We start from the raw sequence: 18,803 nt of genomic DNA, 5'->3' as shown, positions 1-18,803 counted from the left end.
GTTGTCAAATGGGGCCCTGGGCCGCCCGCACCGCCGGACGGGGGGTTCAGCCCTGCTGGCGGGCAGCGTCGCGGCGCGCGCTGCGGCGGATCACGGCCGGGCCGTCGTCGGACCGGGACGCCCCGGCCTCGATGTCCTGCGCGACGGCGGCCACGGTCAGCCGCTCCAGCAGCCGCTTGACCGACAGCTCCACCTTCAGCTCGTCGCGCAGCCGGGTGACCAGTTGCAGAGCCAGCAGCGAGTCGCCGCCGAGGTCGAAGAAGCCGTCCTCGGCGCCCACCGGTTCGACGCCCAGCACCTCCTGCCAGTGCTCGGCGACCCGCCGCTCCAGGTCGGTGCGCGGCTCGACGTACGGCTTGGCCAGCGCCGGGCGGCGGTTGAACGTCTTCCCGGCGGACCCGGACCCGGTCCCGGCGGCCGGAGCCGGGCTCGCCGGGACCGGGACCTGATCGGCGGGCCGCTGGCCGACGATCAGGGCGTGCGCCGTGAAGGACTTCTCCTGCGGCACCTCGGGGTAGGAGGCGACGTTGCCGAATCCGGTCTCGGCCAGCAGGCCGCGCCAGACGTCGGGCGTGACGAGCGGGGTGTGCTCGCGCAGCCCGTCCTCGAAGTACCACCAGCCCTCGAACAGGCCCGCCGTGGCCACCGCGAACCGGGGTTCGCGGCTGGCCTCCAGCAGGAACAGCGCGCCACCCGGCGCGAGCAGCCCGTGTACGTTCCGCAGCGTCGCCCGCAGCTCAGGCGTGGCATGCAGCACGTTGTAGGCGATCACCATGTCCCAGGCGCCGGTCTCGATGTCCTGCCCGGCGGGGTCCCGGGAGATGTCCAGGGTGGAGAAGGACATGTGGTGCAGCCCTTCCTGCTCGGCGCGGCGCTGCGCGCCCAGGACGAAGGCGCGGCCGAGGTCGGTGAAGCGGTACTCGACCTGTGGCACGTCCCGCAGCGCTCCGGCCACGGTCCAGGTGACGCCGCCCTGCCCGCCGCCGACTTCCAGGATCCGCACCGGACGGCCGGAGACCCGCGCGGCGAGCCGCGCGACGGTCTCGGCGATCAGATCGCGGTAGACCCCGATGTCGCTGGCCTCCACCCACTTCTCGGCGACCGGTCGGCTGATGTCGGAGCGACCGTCGGGCAGCAGCACCTCGGTGCCCGCGATCTGCCCGCTGACCACCTGTCCGTAACGGGCCCGGCAGTGCTCGATCAGGTCCAGTTCGGCGAGGTAGTCGGGGTGGTTCTCGCGGATCGTCCGCTCGACCTTGGCGATCTCCTCGTCGTCGCCCGCGTCACCGGTGAAGCGCAGCCGGTCGTCCTCGCTCTCGGCGATGCCGTCCACCTCGAGGATGTGCAGCAGGGCGTCGACGAACTTGCGGTAGGCGGGCACTGTCCGCAGCGTCCGATGGATATCGGCGCGCTCATGGACGGCGTCGGGCTCGGTGGAGACACCTTGCGAGCGCAGATAGTCCGTCACATGCAGGGCGCACAGCCGGTCGAGGAGTTCGCGGAGGTCCACGGGCACCTCGTCGACCGGCATGCTCGCACGCAGGCGCTCCTCGGCGGCGCGCAGCTGGGCGTCCTCGGCCGCGAGGTTCACGGGGAAGACCCGCGGGGCCGGCGGTGCGGCCACGGGCTCGCCCGTGCCCCGGGCCGCGCGCTCGATCCAGTGCCGGGTGCGGGCGAAGGGGTAGCCGGGCAGCGGCACCCGACGGGCGTCGCCCGGGGAGGTGCCCGGCGCGGCCGCGACGCCGAGTGCCCACAGTCCGCCGACCGCCTCCAACAGTGCTTGCTCATCGTCCACTTGGGCCGCCTTGGCATGCCGCATCGCGGGCACGGCGGTGGCGGGAGCGCCGGGCCGGGCCACCGCGTAGCCGGCCAGGGTACGGCCGGGGCCGCATTCGAGCAGCACGGGGTCGCCCGCCTCGGCGAGGGCGGCCAGACCGTCGGTGAACCGGACGGTGCCGCGCATGTGCCGCACCCAGTAGGCGGGGTCGGTCGCCTGCTCCGCGGTGATCCAGGTGCCGGTGAGGTTGGAGACGTACGGGATGGCGGGGGCGTTGAGGGTGACCGCGCGGACCGCCGTGGCGAACTCCTCCAGCACCGGGTCGAGCAGACGCGAATGCGGTGCGGCGGCCAGCCGGACCCGGGAGCACTCCACACCGTCGGCGGTCAGCCGCCGTTCCATCTCGCCCACGGCGTCCTCGGTGCCGGACACCGTGCACGCGCCGGGGGAGTTGACCGTCGCCAGGTCCAGGGCGAGCCCGTCGGCGAGATACGGGCGCAGCGCGGCCTCGCCGAGCCAGACGCTCAGCGTGGCGCCACCGGCCCGCAGCATCAGCCGCTCGCGCAGGTTCACCAGGCCGAGCGCGTCCTCCAGAGACATCACTCCGGCCAGTACGGCGGCGGTGTACTCGCCGAGTGAGAACCCGAGCAGCGCGGAGGGCCGTACGCCCCGCTCGGCGAGGAGCGCGGCCAGCGCGTGTTCGACCGCGACCAGCGCGGGGAAGTCGAAGGGGACGTCGCTCGGGAGGTCCGCCGGGTCCCGGTGGTAGAGCAGATCGGTCAGTTCATGACCGAGCAGGGGCCGCACACCGGCGGAGGCGCGGTCCATGGCGTCCCGGAACACCGGCTCCGAGCGGTAGAGCCCCGCGCCCATGCCGGGGTACTGCGCACCGCCGCCGGGCAGCAGGAAGGCAAGCTGCCGGCCCCCGGCCGGGACCGGGCCCGCGACCCCGCCCGGGTGCCGCAGCGCCTCGGCGGCCTCGGCCGCCTCGCGGCACACCACGGTGCGGCGGTAGGGAAGTTCACGGCGTCCGGTCCGCAGCGTGTGCGCGACGTCGGCGAGCGGCGGCGCCTGCTCGGCGGCCAACTGGCCCGCCAGACCGGCGGAGAGCTGGTCCAGCGCCTCGGGGGTCCGGGCCGACAACCGCAGCAGCTGCCAGGAGCCGTCGTCCCCGGCGCGCGGCGCGGGCCGCGGCGGTTCCTCGACGATCACATGGGCGTTGGTGCCGCCCACCCCGAAGGCGCTGATCCCGGCGCGCAGCGGGGCGTCCTGGGGCGGCTCCCAGTCGATGGTCTCGCCGTGCACACGGAACGGCGTGGCGGGGAAGTCGATGGCGGGGTTGGGCGTACGGAACCCCACGGTGCCCGGTATCCGGCGGTTCCGCATCGACAGCACCACCTTGATCAGCCCGGTGACACCGGCGGCCGTGTCGGTGTGGCCCACGTTCGACTTCACCGAGCCCAGGGCGCAGAACCCGGTGCGGTCGGTCTTCTCCCGGAAGGCGGCCGTCAGCGCCGCGACCTCGATGGGGTCGCCGACCGGTGTGCCGGTGCCGTGGGCCTCCACATAGGTGATGGTGTCCGCGGGGACGTCCGCGGCCGCGATCGCCTCCCTGATGACCTCCGTCTGGCCCTGCGGGCTGGGGGCGCTGAACGCCGGTTTGCGCGTGCCGTCGTTGTTGATCGCCGAGCCCTTGATGACGGCCCAGATCCGGTCGCCGTCGGCGAGCGCGTCCTCCAGGCGGCGCAGCACGACGGCCGCGACGGCGTCGCCGCGGATGGTGCCCCGGGCGTCCGCGTCGAACGCGCGGGTGTGACCGTCGGGGGAGAGGATGCCCTGCTCGACGTAGCGATAGCCGCGGTACGCCACCGGGTTGAGGGAGGAACCGCCCGCCAGGGCAGTGTCGCAGCGGAAGTTCAGCAGCTCCTGGCAGGCCATGTGCACGGCCACCAGCGAGGTGGAGCAGGTGGTCTGCACACATACGCTCGGCCCGGTCAGGCCCAGCTTGTACGACACGCGCATGGTCAGCGCGTCGGGCACGTTGCCGGCCTTGGCGGCGAGCAGTTCCAGGGAGCCGGGGGTGTCGCCGTAGCGGGGGTGGATGTGGTCGAGGAAGTACTCGCTCTGGCTGACGCCCGCGTACACACCGATCTGCCCGCCGCCGCGCGCCGGGTCGTAACCGGCGTTCTCCAGGGCGTGGTGGCACACCTCCAGGAACATGCGCTGCTGGGGGTCGACGAGCTGGGCCTCGCTCGGCACATAGCCGAAGAAGTCCGCGTCGAACAGCTCGATGTCGTCGATGGTGGACGCGAGGCGGATGCGGTTCGGGTCGGTCAGCCCGGCCTCGTCGCCGCCCGCCGCGCGGTACTTGTCGTCCGGGATGGTTTTGGTGCTGCGGTGCCCGGCGGCCACATTGCGCCAGAACGTCTCGATGTCGGGCGCGTCGGGCCACCGCCCGGCCATGCCGACGATCGCTATGCTGCCGAACTCGTCCGCCGCGCCGGGGGTCTGCGGGTCGATGGGCTCAGCCATGGTCAGGGGTGTCCTTCCGGATCGAGGCGGCCCGGCGGCGGGCCTGGTGCACGCGCCGCTGCCGGGTGCGCTGATCGGCTTCCGATGAGGTGGCCGTGGTGCGCTCCCGGCCCGCCAGATGGGCGGCCAGGGCGGCGGGGGTGGGGTGGGTGAACAGGTCGGCGATCTCCGGCTGGTGGCCCAGCCGGCGTTCGATGAGGGTGCGCAGGGTGACCAGGAGGATGGAGTGCCCGCCGCGCGCGAAGAAGTCGTCGTGCGGTCCGACGCCGTCGGTCTCCAGCACCTCGCCCCACAGGGCGACGAGCGGGGGTACGAGCTCTGCTCCGGCCCCGCCGGGCCGTGTTCCGTCCGCATCGCCGGGCGCCGCCGCGGTGGCGCCCGCGGCCGTCTCCGCGCCGTCGCCGGGCAGCGCCTCCACGGGTACGACCGTGCAGGGTACGGGGGTGCCGAAGTGGTCCGGCACGCTGTCCGGCCGGGTCCCGGCCGGATGCGGTGCGGCGGCCTCGCGCGGTGTGGTGTAGCCCGTGAGCCGCAGCAGCGGCCGGGCGGGGGCGGCCAGCCGGGCCCGGACGAAGGGCGCCGTCGGGTCCAGGCCGACGAGCGTATGCGGTCCGCCGAGACTGAGCGCCACCGGCAGGGAGCCGAGGGCCTCGCGCGGTGCGAGCGGGCGGTAGCCCTTCGCGGCGGTGAGGGCCTTGAGGGGGTAGTTGTGGCTGATGCCGGTGTTGTCCCACATGCTCCAGGCGATGGTGTGGGCGTGGAGGCCGAGTTGGCGTTGGTGGGTGGTGAGGGTGTCGAGGTAGGCGTTGGCGGCGGAGTAGGCGGCGGCCATGGCGCCGCCGAAGTGTCCGTTGACGGAGGAGAAGGTGATGAAGAGGGTGCCGGGTCGGTCGCGGAGGGCGTCGGTGAGGACGGTGGCGCCGGTGGTCTTGGCGGCGAGCACCTCCGCCCACTGCCGCTCCGTCGTCCCGGCCACCGGCAGGTCGGCGGTGCGCCCCGCCAGATGCCAGACGCCGTCCACCGGCCCCGCCTCCGCCAGCGCGCCGCGCACCGCTTCCGGGTCGGTGACGTCCACGACGCGGTACCGCACCTCGCCCAGTGCCCCCAGCTCCCGGAGCACCGCGGCGCGGGCGGGGTCGTCCGCCACCGGCGTCCGGCCGAACAGGGTGAGCCGGGCCCGGTGACGGGTGAGCAGATGCCGGGCCAGCTCGGCGCCGACCCCGCCCAGACCGCCGGTGACCAGATGGTGCCCGCCCTCGCGTACGGGCGGTTCGACCGCCGCGTCGCCCCGCGCGGGAGGCTCCGCCTCCGCCAGGCGGCGGACGTGGCGCTCACCGCCGCGCAGCACGACGTCGGACTCCGCCGACACCGTGGACAGCTCCCGGAACAGCGCCTCGGCCGTGCCGTCGCCGGACTCCACGTCCGTCCATCGCGTGGTCAGCCAGGGGAGTTCCTGGGCCGCGCTGCGCAGCACCGCGGCGGCCGCGGCGCCGCACGGGGCGGCGGGCTCCTCTCCGGACAGGGCCGCGCTGCCGGTCGCGGCGATCTCCAGCTCCACCGGGCTGTTGGTTTCGTGCCGGGTGGCCAGCGCGCTCACCAGGTCGCCCACGGCGCGGACTTGACGGAGCGCAGCCCCGGCGTCCAGCGGATCCGTAGGTGCGGCACCGACCCGGGTGAGGTCGACGACCCGGCGCGCCGCGCCGGCGGCCGCCGCGAACAGCGCGGGGTCCTCCAGGACCGTGCACCGGCCGCCGGCCCCGGTGATCAGGGCGGCGAGCCGGCCCGCCACGGAGCGGCCGGGGTCGGCGAGCACCAGGGTGTGACCCTCGGCGAACCGGTCCGGGTCCCCGGCCGGGGCGCCGGCCCGCTGCCAGACCGGCCGGTGGAACCAGTGGGGCACCGTCCGCTCGTTGCCCAGCAGCAGATCCGTCTCCCGGATCACCTCCGCGTACGCCCCGGCGGCGAAGCGGGAACGCAGCGCCGCCCGCTGGATCTTGCCGATCTCGGTCTTGGGGATGTCGCCGGAGGCCACCGGCACGAGATGGCCGGGCCGCACTCCGGTCTGCGCGGTGACCTTCCCCGCGATCTCCGCCAGGGTCCCGGCCCGGTCGGTGCCGGGCCGCAGCGAGAGGAAGATCGCGAGCCGGTCGGTGGTGTCGGCCGGGGTGCGCACCGCTACGGCGGCGGTGAACGAGCGCTCCACGGCGGGGTGTTCCTCGACCACCGCCTCGATGTCGTGCGGGTGCAGATTGTGGCCATTGACGATGATGGTGTCCTTGGCCCGCCCGGTCAGCGTCAGCTCGCCGCCGCGCAGGAAGCCCAGATCGCCGGAGTCGTACCAGCCGTCCTCGGTGAACGCCTCCGCGTTGTGCTCGGGAGCGCGGTGGTAGCCGTCGGTGACGGCGGGGCCCCGCAGCTGGAAATGGCCGACCGTGCCCTCGGGTACGACCCGGCCGTCCTCGCCGGTGATCCGGATGGAGCAGCCGGGGTAGGGGCGGCCGAGGTTGACCAGGGTGTCGTCGTCCGTGGTGTTCTCCAGCGTCAGGACGGCGTGGGTCTGACCGGAGCAGGTCTCCGCCGCTCCCCACACCGGCTGCACGGCGTCGCCGTGGAGTCCGTGCGGTGCGAGGGCCGTCAGGAAGCGCCGCACGACGCGCGGCACCACGGCCTCTCCCGCGTTGAGGCACATCCGCAGCCGTGACAGGTCCCAGGCGCGGTCCGGGGCCGCGGTGGCGAGGTGGTCCACGACCAGCCCGTAGGCGAAGTTCGGCGCCCAGGTGGAGGCCGCGCGGTAGCGGGAGAGGGCGTCGAGCCAGCGCAGCGGGTCCTCCAGGACCCAGGGCGTCGGAGCGTGCACCTGACGGGCGCCCAGTACCAGGTCCCGGATGTGCACGTGCACCACGCCGCCGACGTGGTCCAGGGGCATCCAGTTGAACGACGGGTCTTCCGCCGTGAGCCCGTTGAGGTCGATCACCCCGGCGGTGCGGGCCAGGATGTTGCGGTGCCGGAGCTCGACGGCCTTGGGCTGCCCGGTGCTGCCGGAGGTGAGCATGAGCAGTACCAGCTCGTCCGGGTCGGCGGTGTGCCAGTCCTCGTCGGCCGGGCCGTCCAGCAGCGTGCCCAACTCGACGACCCGGTCCGCGCCGAGCAGCCCGGCGATGGCGTCGCCGGACCCGGCGGAGCCCAGCACCAGCGGCCGGCCGAGGGCCTCCCAGGCTCCGGCGAGCCGGGTGGCCTGGGCGCTGCCCGGGGTGTGGCCGCCCGGTGGCACGGCGAGCGGCACCGCGACCATGCCGCCCAGCGCGCAGGCCCAGAATCCGGTCACGAAGTCCCGGATGGAGGCCAGTTGCAGGACGACCTTGTCGCCCGGGCCCAGGCCCAGGGCCCGCAGCCCGTGCAGGCCGCGCGAGGCCTCGCGGGCCAGCTCCGCGTAGGTCTGCCGGTCCTCGGAGCCGTCGGCCCGCAGGTGCAGCACGTCGCCCGGTCCGGCGGCGGCCCGCCGCATGGCGGTCACCAGGTCGGTCACGTCCAGGGGGACGAGCTCGGGCCCGTGCACGACCGAGGGCGTGCCCGCGGCCGGTTGGCCGGTGTCCGCCGCCGCGTCCGTCCCGGACGCCCCGGCGGGCACCGAACCGGCGGCCGGCCCGCCGGGGATGTTGCCCAGGTGCACCCGGCGCGGTGCCGGGGCCGGGGTGTCCTCGATCCGCACGGCCGCCTCTCCCACCCGCGGATCGGCCGCGAGCCGGGCCTGCCAGGCGGCCGCGGCCTCCTCGTCGAGCACCGGAAGGGACTCCAGGACGGCCGTGTCCACCGCGCCCTCGGCCGTGCGCGGCAGGGCGGACACCAGCACGGTGCGCACCGGCAGCGCGGCCGGGACGGCCCGCCGCGCCGCCTCCGTCACCTGCCGGTCCGTCAACCGCCCCTCGGGCACGGCACACACCATCAGACCGCTGTCACGGACGAGCACGGCGCAGTCGTGCACCGAGCCCAGCGCCCGTACCGCCGTCTCGGCACGCGCCGCCGCCTGCCCGGTCCGGGCGGCACCGCCGCCCAGGGCGGACAGCCGCAGATCCGGGCCGTCCGCCGCGGATTCGGCGATCCGGCACATCAGATCGGCGAGATCCTCCGCGGTCCCCGCGTCGAACAGGTCCGTGCTGTACTCCAGGGCGACGTCCAGCCCGCCGGGAGCGCCGTCCGGCTCCTGCCGCTCGGAGACGTTGAGGATCAGGTCGAACTTGGCGGCGCCGGCGTGCGGCCGCTCGGGCAGCACCTCCTCGCCGCCCATCCGCACCGCCGCGCCCGCCGCACCCTGGAGGGCCATCGCCACCTGGAACAGCGGGTGACGGCCCGCGGCCCGGGGCGGGTTGAGGTGCTCCACGACCCGGTCGAACGGCACGTCCTGGTGGGCCTGGGCGGCGACGTCCGTCTCCCGGACGCTGTCGAGCAGTTCGGCGAAGGCGGGGTCGCCGGAGGTGTCGGTGCGCAGCACCAGGGTGTTGACGAAGAAGCCGACCAGATCCGCCAGGGCCTCGTCGTCCCGGCCCGCCCAGGGGGTGCCGAGCGGGATGTCCGTACCGGCCCCGGCCCGGGTCAGCGCCGCGGCCCAGGCGGCCTGGAGCGCCATGAACAGCGTCGCGCCGCGCTGCCGCGCCAGATCGGTCAGCGCCCGGTGCGTATCGGCGCCGAGCCGGCGGTGCACCAGCCGTCCCTCGCCGCTGGGCTGGGTGGGGCGGGGGTGGTCGTAGGGAAGGGGGAGTTGGTCGGGGGAGCCGGTGAGGGTGGTGTGCCAGTAGTGGAGTTGGCGGGCGGCGGTGCTGGTGGGGTCGTTTTCGTCGCCGAGGAGGGTGTGCTGCCAGAGGGTGTAGTCGGGGTATTGGACGGGGAGTGGGGTCCAGTTGGGGGTGTGGCCGTCTGTGCGGGTGGTGTAGGCGTGGGCGAGGTCGCGGCCGAGGGGGGTGAGGGACCAGCCGTCGGCGGCGATGTGGTGGACGACCAGGACGAGCACGCTACCGGCGTCGGTGAGGTGGAACAGGTGGGCGCGCAGCGGCAGTTCCGCGCCCAGGTCGAACCCGATGCGGGAGGCCGAGCGGATCTGCTCCTCCAGCCAGCGGGCCGGGATCTCGGAGGTGAGCAGGTCCGGCCGGGCCTGTCCGGCCGCCAGCACCTGCTGGCGCGGACGGCCCTCGTCGTCGGGGAAGAGGGTGCGCAGTGCCTCATGCCGGGCGGCGACGTCGGCGAGCGCCGCGCGCAGCACCTCCGCGTCGAGCCGCCCCTCGAAACGGAGCACCAGCGGGATGTTGTAGGTGGGGCTCGGCCCCTCCATCCGGTTGAGGAACCACATCCGGGACTGGGCCAGGGACAGCGGAACGGACTCCGGCCGCTCGACGGGCACCAGCGGCGGCCGTGCGGGGACGTCGTTCGCGGCCTGTGCGCCCTGCCGTTCGGCGCGTGCGGCCAGACCGGCCACCGTCGGCGCGGTGAACAGGTCCGAGACGGCGAGCTCCAGGCCGAGGACGGAGCGCAGCCGGCCCACGAGCCGGGTGGCCAGCAGCGAGTGGCCGCCCAGGGCGAAGAAGTCGTTGTCGCGGCCGACGCCGTCGACGCCGAGGACCTCGCACCAGACACCGGCGATCGCCTGCTCGGTTTCCGTCGCGGGGCGCTCACCGGTACCGGCACCGGACCGGGAGCGGCCCGCGAGCCGTTCCCGGTCGGGCCGTCCGTCCGGGGTGAGCGGCAGCGCGTCCAGGGTCTCCACGGCGCAGGGCACCGGTGTGCCGAAGCGGTCCGGCAGAGCGTCCGGCAGGGGCATGTCCGGCGTACCACCCGTGTCCGGCGTACCGGCGGTCACGTGGTAGCCGGTCAGCTGCTGGAGAGGCTCGGCCGGGGCGGCGAGGTGGCTGCGCACCCAGGGCGCGGTGGGGTCAAGACCGACCAGCACGTGCGGCAGCCCGTGGCGCAGCGCGACCGCCAGCGAGCGCACCCCGTGCCGGCGGCCCAGGATCCGGAAGCCCCGGGCGCGGGTGAGGGCCTTGTGCGGGTAGTTGTGGCTGATGCCGGTGTTGTCCCACATGCTCCAGGCGATGGTGTGGGCGTGGAGGCCGAGTTGGCGTTGGTGGGTGGTGAGGGTGTCGAGGTAGGCGTTGGCGGCGGAGTAGGCGGCGGCCATGGCGCCGCCGAAGTGTCCGTTGACGGAGGAGAAGGTGATGAAGAGGGTGCCGGGTCGGTCGCGGAGAGCGTCGGTGAGGACGGTGGCACCGGTGGTCTTGGCGGCGAGCACCTCCGCCCACTGCCGCTGTGTCGTCTCCGTGAGCGGGCTCTCGATGAAGTGCCCGGCCAGGTGCAGGACACCCGCGAGTTCGCCGTACACCGTCCGCGCCCCGTCCAGCGCACGGCGTACGGCCTCCGGGTCGGTGATGTCGGCGACGGCGTACCGCACGTCCCCGAGCGCGCCCAGTTCGCGCATCACGGCGGCGCGGGCGGGGTCGTCCGCCACCGGCGTACGGCCGAGCAGGGTGAGCCGGGCACCGCACTCGCCCAGCAGATGGCGAGCCATCTCGGTGCCGACACCCCCCAGACCACCCGTCAGCAGATAGTGGCCGCCCGGGGTGAACACCGGCGCGTCCGGGCCGTCCCCGGCCTCGGGCGCGGGCAGCGGGGCGAGCCGGCGGATCCAGCGCGCCCCGTCCCGCAGGGCCACTTCCGGGTCGGTGGCCGGGCGGGCGATCTCGGCGTACAGGCTCCGGGCCGTCCGGGCGGCGTCCTCCGGGCCGTCCGCCGCGTCGTCCGCGGGGCCGAGGTCGGTCCAGCGCCCGTCGAGCCACGGCAGCTCCTGCACCGCGCTCTTGAGCACGGCGAGCGCCGCCCCCCGCTCCGGACGCACCGGCTCGCCGTCGTGGACCGCGGCGCTGTGCCGGGCGACGACCTCGACGGACACCCGCCGCTCCTCGTCGGCGCGGGGAGCGAGCGCCGCGACGATCCCCGCCAGGCGGGAGACGACCGCCATTGTCCCGTCGGGACGCGGCAGTTCACCGCCGTCGGCCGGGACGTCGAGCAGGCTCAGGTCGATGACCCGGTCGACCACCCGGTCCGGCTGCCCGGCGCCGAGGTCCTCCGGCCCGGCGGCCACGGTGACGTGGCAGCCGTCCGCGGTGAGCAGCGCCTCCAGTGCCTTGGCCACGGTGCCGTCCGCGTCGGCCAGGACCACGGTGTGCCCGCCCGCAGGGGGCGCGGCGGCGTGGACGGCGTCCTCCCGCCGCCAGACCGGCCGGTGGAACCAGTCCGGGATGGTGCGGTCGCCGCCCAGCAGCAGATCGGTGCGGCGGATGACGTCGTTGAACTGCCCTTCCTCCAGCCGCTGCCGCAGCAGCGTCCGCTGCACCTTGCCGATCTCGGTCTTGGGGATCTCGGCGGGGGCGACCGGCAGAACGAAGGCGGGGGCGGTGCCGAACTCGCGTGTCACCCGCCCCGCGATCTCCGTGAGGAGCTGCCGCTCGTCGGCGCCCGGGGCCGGGCAGAAGATCACCGCGAGGTCGTCCGTGCCGGCCGCCGCCGACGCGCGGACCGCGACGGCCGCGGTGTACGAGCGCAGCACCCCCTCGGTCTCCTCCACCACCGCCTCGATCTCGTGGCTGGCGTGGTTGACGCCGTTGACGATGATGACGTCCTTGGCACGCCCCGTCAGATACAGCTCACCGTCGCGCAGGAAGGCCAGGTCGCCGGTGCGGAACCAGCCGTCCTCCGTGAACGATTCGGCGTTCTTCTCCGGGTTGTCGTGGTAGCCGGGTGTCACCGACGGACCGCGGACCTGGAGGTGGCCCCCCCTGCCCTCCGGCAGCAGCCGGTCCCGGTCGTCGACGACGCGCATGGAGAACCCCGGGTACGGCTTGCCGCAGCTGACGTAGACGTCCTCGGCGCCCGGGCCGGTGGGGGAGTAGGAGGTGTCCGTGACGACAGAGGACGTCTCGGACATGCCCCAGCCGGGGTGCATCACCGTCTGGTCCAGGCCGAACGGCTTCAGCTGGAGCAGCCACTGGCGCACCACGCGGGGGACGACGACTTCTCCGGCGTTCATCACCAGCTTCAGCGACGCCAGGTCCCAGGCGCGCCCCGGCTCGGCCGCCACGTGCTCGTTGACGAGACCGAAGGCGAAGTTGGGCGCCCAGGTGACGGTCGCCTTCCAGCGGTCGATCACGTCGAGCCAGCGCAGCGGCTCCTCGGTGATCCACCCGGTGGGCGCGTGAATCTGACGGCAGCCGAGGACGATGTCGCGGATGTGGAACATCACCACGCCCGTGACGTGGTCCATCGGGATCCAGTTGAACGTGGTCTCCCGCTCGGTGAGCCCGTTGCACTGGCGGGTCGCGGCGGTACGGCTCAGCACCATGCGGTGCGTGACGGTGACGGCCTTGGGCAGGCCGGTGCTGCCGGAGGTGAGCAGCAGCAGCGCCGCCTCTTCCGGGCGCGCCTCATGCCAGTCGCCGACCGACGTCCCGGTGCGCAGCTCGTCGGCGGTCAGCACCTCCAAGTCCGTCCAGCCCTGCCGTTCCGCCCGCTCGCGCAGCCCGGCGGCCGGAAGCGTCCCGGCGAGGAACCGCGGCCGGCCGAGCGTCTGCCAGATGCCCTCCACCTTGCGCAGCTGCGGCGAGGGTGCCTGGTACGACTCGGGTACGCCCATCGGCAGCACGGTCACGCCGCCCGCGACGCACGCCCAGAACGCGGGCAGAAAGTCCTCGTTGTCGTCGAACTGGAAGATGACCGTCTCACCGGGCCGCACCCCGCGCGCCCGCAGCGCGCCGAGCATGCGGGAGGCCTCCGCCATCAGCTCGGCGTAGCTCTGCCGGGCCTCGGAGCCGTCGGCGCGCAGGTACACGACCTCGCCGCCGCCCCGAGCGGCCGCGCGCAGCGCCTGCCCGAGGTGGGCATGGGGGGACGGCTCCGGCTGGGGACCGTGGCTCAGGGAGAGTACGGCGTCCCCGACCGCGGCGTCGTCATGTGTGTCCTGCGCGGCGAGGGTCTCGTCCGCGTCGGCCACCGCGCCGGGGGCGCCGGGCAGCCCGCCGAGGTGCAGATGCCCCGCGGGCTCTGGTGTGCTGTCGCACACCACGACGGCGGCCGTCCGCGTGCCTGGTGTCTCCGCGAGGACCCGTTGCCAGGTGGCGGCCAGGGCGTCGTCCAGCACCGGCAGCGCGTCCAGGGCCGCGCGGTCCAGGGCGCCGTCCGGCGTCCGCGGCAGCGCCGAGACGAGGACGACACGCAGCGGTCCGGCGCCGGCGGGCAGTGTCGGCCAGGCGGCCGCCGCGATCCGCGCCCGGTCCACCGGCGCCCCCGGCACCACATGGGCGATGGCCTCCAGGGCGCCGGCCGTGGAATGGCGCACCGTCACCAGGCACTCGCGCACCCCGTCGGCGGCGAGCAGCGCCTGCTCGCAGGCGGCCGCGCACCCATCCCATTCGGCCTCCTCCGCAGCATCCAGCAGCGGCAGCGTGGACAACGGCAGCCGCGGGTCGGCGACGGCCCCCGTCAGCAGCCGCACCAGCCGCGCGGCCATCCGCTCCACGGTCCGCCGGTCGAACAGCTCGGTGCTGTACTCGAGCGTGCCCTCGACACCGTCGGCCGTCCCGTCGGGGGCCCAGCGCTCGGACAGGGAGACCATGAGGTCGAAGCGGGCCGTGCCCATGCCCGCCGGATCCAGCCGCACCCGGCTGCCCGCCATCTCCACCTCGGTGTGCGCGTCCTCGGCGTTCTGGAGCGCGAGCATCACCTGGAACAGCGGATGACGCCCCACGGCACGCGCCGGGTTGAGGTGCTCCACCACCCGCTCGAACGGCACGTCCCCGTGGTCGTGCGCGGCCAGGTCAGCCGCCCGGACCCGCTCCAGCAGCTCCCCGAATGTCGGGTCGCCGGAGGTGTCGGTGCGCAGCACCAGCGTGTTGACGAAGTATCCGACCAGGTGCTCCAGCGCCTCGTCGCCACGGCCCGCAGCGGGCGTGCCCAGGGGGATGTCCGTCCCGGCGCCGCAGCGGGTCAGGACGGCCGCCAGAGCCGCCTGGAACACCATGAATGGCGTGCACCGGTGCGCCCGGGAGAGATCCGCGACGGACCGGTGCAGGGCGGGATCGATCCGCAGCTCCACGGTGTCGCCGGAGTTCGCGGGCTGCCCCGGCCGGGCCCGGTCGAAGGGCAGGTCCAACTCCTCCGGCAGCCCGGCCAGGGTCCGCCGCCAGAAGGCGAGCTGATGGCCGGCAGGGCTTGCCGGGTCCTGCTCGTCGCCCAGCAGGGCGCGCTGCCAGAGCGCGTAGTCGGCGTACTGCACCGGCAGCGGCTCCCAGTCCGGGGCCCGCCCGGCGCTGCGCGCCTCGTAGCCGGCGACGAGGTCGCGGGCCAGTGGGCCCAGCGACCAGCCGTCGGCCACGATGTGGTGCACGACGAGCACCAGAACACAGCCGTCAACGGTGCGCAGCAGGTCGGCGCGGAGCGGCGGCTCGGCGCCCAGATCGAACGCGTGGCGGACGGCCGCCAGGCGCACCGCGGCGGCCTGCTCCTCGTCCGCCGGGCCGTGGACGCGCAACTCCGGCCGGGCCGCCGGGTGGTCCGCCGGCAGGATCCACTGGTACGGGCTGCCGTCGTGGTCCGGGAAGACGGTGCGCAGGGCCTCGTGCCGGGCGGTGACGTCGGCGAGTGCCGCACGCAGCGCGTCCGCGTCCACCGGACCGTCGAAGCGCATGACGAGCGGGACGTTGTAGGTGGCGCTCGGCCCCTCCAGACGGCTGAGGAACCACAGGCCGGCCTGGGCGTGGGAGAGGGGGACGTGCTCTGGCCGGACGGTCGGCACCAGCGGCGGGCGGTCCGCCGTCCCCGGGGCGCTCTCCGGCAGGAGCGCGGCGATCTCCGCCGGGGTGGGCGTGGTGAAGACGGCGGCCATCGGCACATCGGTGCCGGTGGCCGCGCGCAGCCGGGTCAGCAGCCGGGTGGCGAGCAGCGAGTGCCCGCCGAGAGCGAAGAAGTCGTCGTGGGCGCCGACCGTCCCCTCCGGCAGCCGCAGCACCTCCTCGTAGAGCCGGCACAGGAGGGCCTGGGCCTCGGTCACCGGGGCGTGGCCGTGCGCGGCGGCGGCGAAGTCCGGTGCGGGCAGTGCCTCGGCGTCCAGCTTGCCGTTGGCGGTCAGCGGCAGGGCGTCCAGGAGGACGCAGGCACCGGGCACCATGTGCGCGGGCAGCCGCTCGGCCAGATACCCGCGCAGGTCCGACGGATCCGGGGCGCTGCCCGGTGCGGCCACGGCGTAGGCGACGAGCATCCGCTCACCGTCACCGTCACCGGCGGGCCGGGCGACGACGGCGGCCCGGGCGACATCCCCGTGCCCGGTCAGCGCCGCCTCGATCTCGCCCGGCTCGATCCGGAAACCGCGGATCTTCACCTGCTGGTCGGCGCGCCCGGCGTATTCCAGCGTGCCGTCCGGCAGCCGCCGGGCCAGGTCGCCGGTGCGGTACATGCGGATGCCGTCCGGGCCGAACGGGTCGGTCACGAACCGCTCGTCCGTCAGATCCGGCCGGCCCAGATAGCCGTCCGCCAGACCGGGCCCGGAGACGTACATCTCGCCCGTCCAGCCGGGCGGGACCGGCCGCAGAGAGTGGTCGAGGAGGTAGACGCGCAGATCCGGCAGGGGGGTGCCGATGATGCTGCGCGGCCGGTCCTCCCCGATGAGCGCGAGGGTGACGCGCTGGAAGGTGACATGCACGGTCGTCTCGGTGATGCCGTACATGTTGACCAGCACCGGCGCCTCGTCGCCGTACCGCTCGGCCCACGGGCGCAGTTGGGCGGGCTCCAGTGCCTCGCCGCCGAAGACGACATACCGCAGGGCGAGGGGTTCACCCGGGGCCTCGCGGTCGGCCTGGATCAGCTGCTGGAAGGCGGACGGCGTCTGGTTGAGGACGGTGACACGCTCACGGCGCAGCAGCGAGCGGAACTCGTCCGGCGCGCGGGTGACCGGCTGCGGGACGACGACCAAACGGCCGCCGTGCAGCAGCGGGCCCCAGATCTCCCAGACGGAGAAGTCGAAGGCGTAGGAGTGGAACAGCGTCCACACATCGTCCGGGCCGAAAGAGAACAGCCCGGCGGAGGTCTCGAAGAGCCGGACGACATTGGCATGCGGGATCACCACGCCCTTCGGGCGGCCGGTGGAGCCCGAGGTGTGGATGATGTACGCGGTGTTGTGCGGGGTCAGTGGGGCGCGGAGGTCGCCGTCGGCGAGATCGGCGGGGGAGTGGCCGGCGAGGTCCCGTTCGGCGTCGGGGTCGCCGAGGACGATCGTGTCGGCACCGGTGTCCGGCAGCGCGGACGCGGTCCCGGCGTCCGTCACCAGCAGCGTCGGCCGCGCGTCCTCGGTCACGGTGCGGATCCGCTCGGCGGGGTAGCCGGGGTCCAACGGCAGGTAGGCGGCACCTGACTTGAGGACGGCCAGCAGGGCGGTGACCAGCTCGGCGGAGCGCGGCAGGGCCAGGGCCACCACACCGCCCGGCCCGGCACCGCGCGCCACCAGAAGCCGGGCGATGCGGTTGGCGCGGGCGTTGAGCTCGGCGTACGTCAGGGCGGTGCCCTCGTATGTGACGGCGGTCGCGCCGGGCGTCCGGGCCGCCTGGGCCTCGAACCGTGCGGGGAGGGTCGCGTCGCGCGCGGGGGAGGGGTCCGGGGCGGCGGCGTACCCCGGGTCCTCGCCGGGCAGCAGCAGGGAGAGACCGGCGACGTCGGGCTCGAGGCCCGTGTGTTCAGCGTCCTGGGCCGTGCTCGCCGCCTCGGTGAACTGCCCCAGCAGGGACAGGAAACGGTCCTGGTGCCCGGCGAGTTCCTCCTCGGTGTAGAGCCTCGGGTTCGCGGCGAAGGCGATGTGCAGTCCGCTGCCACCGCTGCCCGGCCGCAGGGTGACGGTCAGGTCCTCGACCGGGCCGCCCGACAGGTGGTGGAAGGTCGAGCGGTACGCGCCGAAGTGCGGTTCGTTGTCGAACGGCACGAGGTTGACGACGGGCCCGTACAGCCGCCGGTCGCCCCTCAGCAGATTCAGGTCGCGACGCAGTTCCTCCGCCCGGTAGCGCTGGTGCGCGCGGACGGCGCGCAACTCGGCGGCCACCTCCCCGATGAGCCGCGCGGGGCTGGTACCGGGCCGCACGGTCACGCGCAGGGGCAGCACGTTGGAGACCACGCCGGGGGTCCGCAGCGCGGCCGAGCCGGACCGGTTCATGCAGGGCACGCCGAGCACGATGTCCTCGGCACCGGTGACCCGGTGGACATACGCGGCGGCCGCCGCGAGGAACAGCTCGGCCCGGCCGGCGCCCAGTTGGGCCGCGGTGGCAGTGAGCCGTTCGGCGTCGGCCGCGGAGAGGGTGGTGGCGCCGCGCAGGGCGGCGGCCGACGGCGGCGCGGTGCCCTCGGCCAGGCTCACGGGCCGGGGGGCGTCCGCGAACCGAGCGGTCCAGAAGGCACGGTCCTCCGCGAGTCGCCCGGAGTCGCGGTAGGCGGTCTCCTCGTCCAACAGCCGTGTCAGGGAGGGGAATCCGCGCCCGGGGTCCTGCCCGGCCTCCAGCGCGCTGTAGATCTCGGCGACGCGCCGGGCGATGAGGGTGTAGCCGTAGCCGTCGAGCAGGATGTGGTGCGCCCGCTGGTACCACAGGAACCGGTCGGGCGCAACGGTGAAGAGGGCCTCGGTGAACAATGGTTCCTCGGTGAGACCGATGGGGGTGGTGAGATCGGCGCGCATCCACGCCTCGGCCGCGGCGCGGGGGTCCGGTTCGGCGCTGACGTCCACGCGGTGCAGTGGCCAGGTGTGACCGTCCGCGCCCGTGCCGCGGTCGCTCGCGGGGGCGAGGTGGGCGCGGGGCCCGTCCTCGGTCTCGGTGAAGCGCAGACCGAAGGTCTCCGCCTCCGCTATCGCGCGCCGCAGTGCGGTCTCGAACAGCGCGGTGTCCACGGGACCGTGTATCTCCGTGTACTCACCGGTGTTGTAGGCCGCGTTCGCGGGGTCGAGCCGCTGGGCGAACCAGATGCCCTCCTGCGCGCCCGACAGCGGACGGACGGAGTCTTCGGGAACAGACATGTCACCAACCCTCAATAGGCGGGGAAATGTTCACATCAAACTCCGGTTCGAACGAGAGCCGGAGAAGCACAAAGGAAGTCGGGAGAGGTTTTTCAAGGGCGGCTTCACGAGTGCCGCCGTGACGGGGTGGTCCGTCCACGGCTAACCCTGCATGAGGGGAACTCGGGCAGTCAAGCGCAAACTTGATCGCCGCGCGCCCTTACAGTGCGCCAACTTCCTGGAATGCAACTGGAATCCAAGCCGCCCGCCGAAGCACGTCCGAGGCACACCGGGTTCCTCTTGAAAGCACGCATCATTCCGGCTTCACTGAAAGCGCGATTCCGCTTCAATGCGGTGCCGGTCCTCCGGCGCGTCCATGGTTTTTGGCCACCCCCGATCCGTCCGAGCAGGGTGCATGACTCAGTTCGAATC

The 18,803-nt window shown here is 74.2% G+C and carries 2 protein-coding genes; both read right to left on the bottom strand.

The features are described 5' to 3' along the window. Positions 1 to 46: 46 nt before the first annotated feature. The gene (locus tag JK363_RS17955; RefSeq protein ID WP_201875918.1) at positions 47 to 4,309 is read right to left on the bottom strand and encodes a type I polyketide synthase; all 4,263 of its coding nucleotides are present in this window, start codon (positions 4,307 to 4,309) and stop codon (positions 47 to 49) included. Next, on the bottom strand, positions 4,302 to 18,392 hold the full coding sequence (locus tag JK363_RS17950; protein WP_201875917.1) for a non-ribosomal peptide synthetase: 14,091 nt from the start codon (positions 18,390 to 18,392) through the stop codon (positions 4,302 to 4,304). The genes JK363_RS17955 and JK363_RS17950 overlap by 8 nt, the downstream gene beginning before the upstream one ends. Between the last annotated feature and the right edge of the window lie 411 nt (positions 18,393 to 18,803).

It is taken from the genome of Streptomyces coffeae (assembly GCF_016741875.1).
In the GTDB taxonomy this organism is placed as follows: Bacteria; Actinomycetota; Actinomycetes; order Streptomycetales; family Streptomycetaceae; genus Streptomyces; species Streptomyces coffeae.
Note: the sequence above shows the minus strand (reverse complement) of the source record. Positions and strands in the feature narration are given on the sequence as shown.

Excerpts from the sequence above, each read along its gene's own strand:
- JK363_RS17950 (WP_201875917.1), bottom strand. The coding sequence starts at position 18,392 with ATGTCTGTTCCCGAAGACTCCGTCCGTCCGCTGTCGGGCGCGCAGGAG.
- JK363_RS17955 (WP_201875918.1), bottom strand. The coding sequence starts at position 4,309 with ATGGCTGAGCCCATCGACCCGCAGACCCCCGGCGCGGCGGACGAGTTC.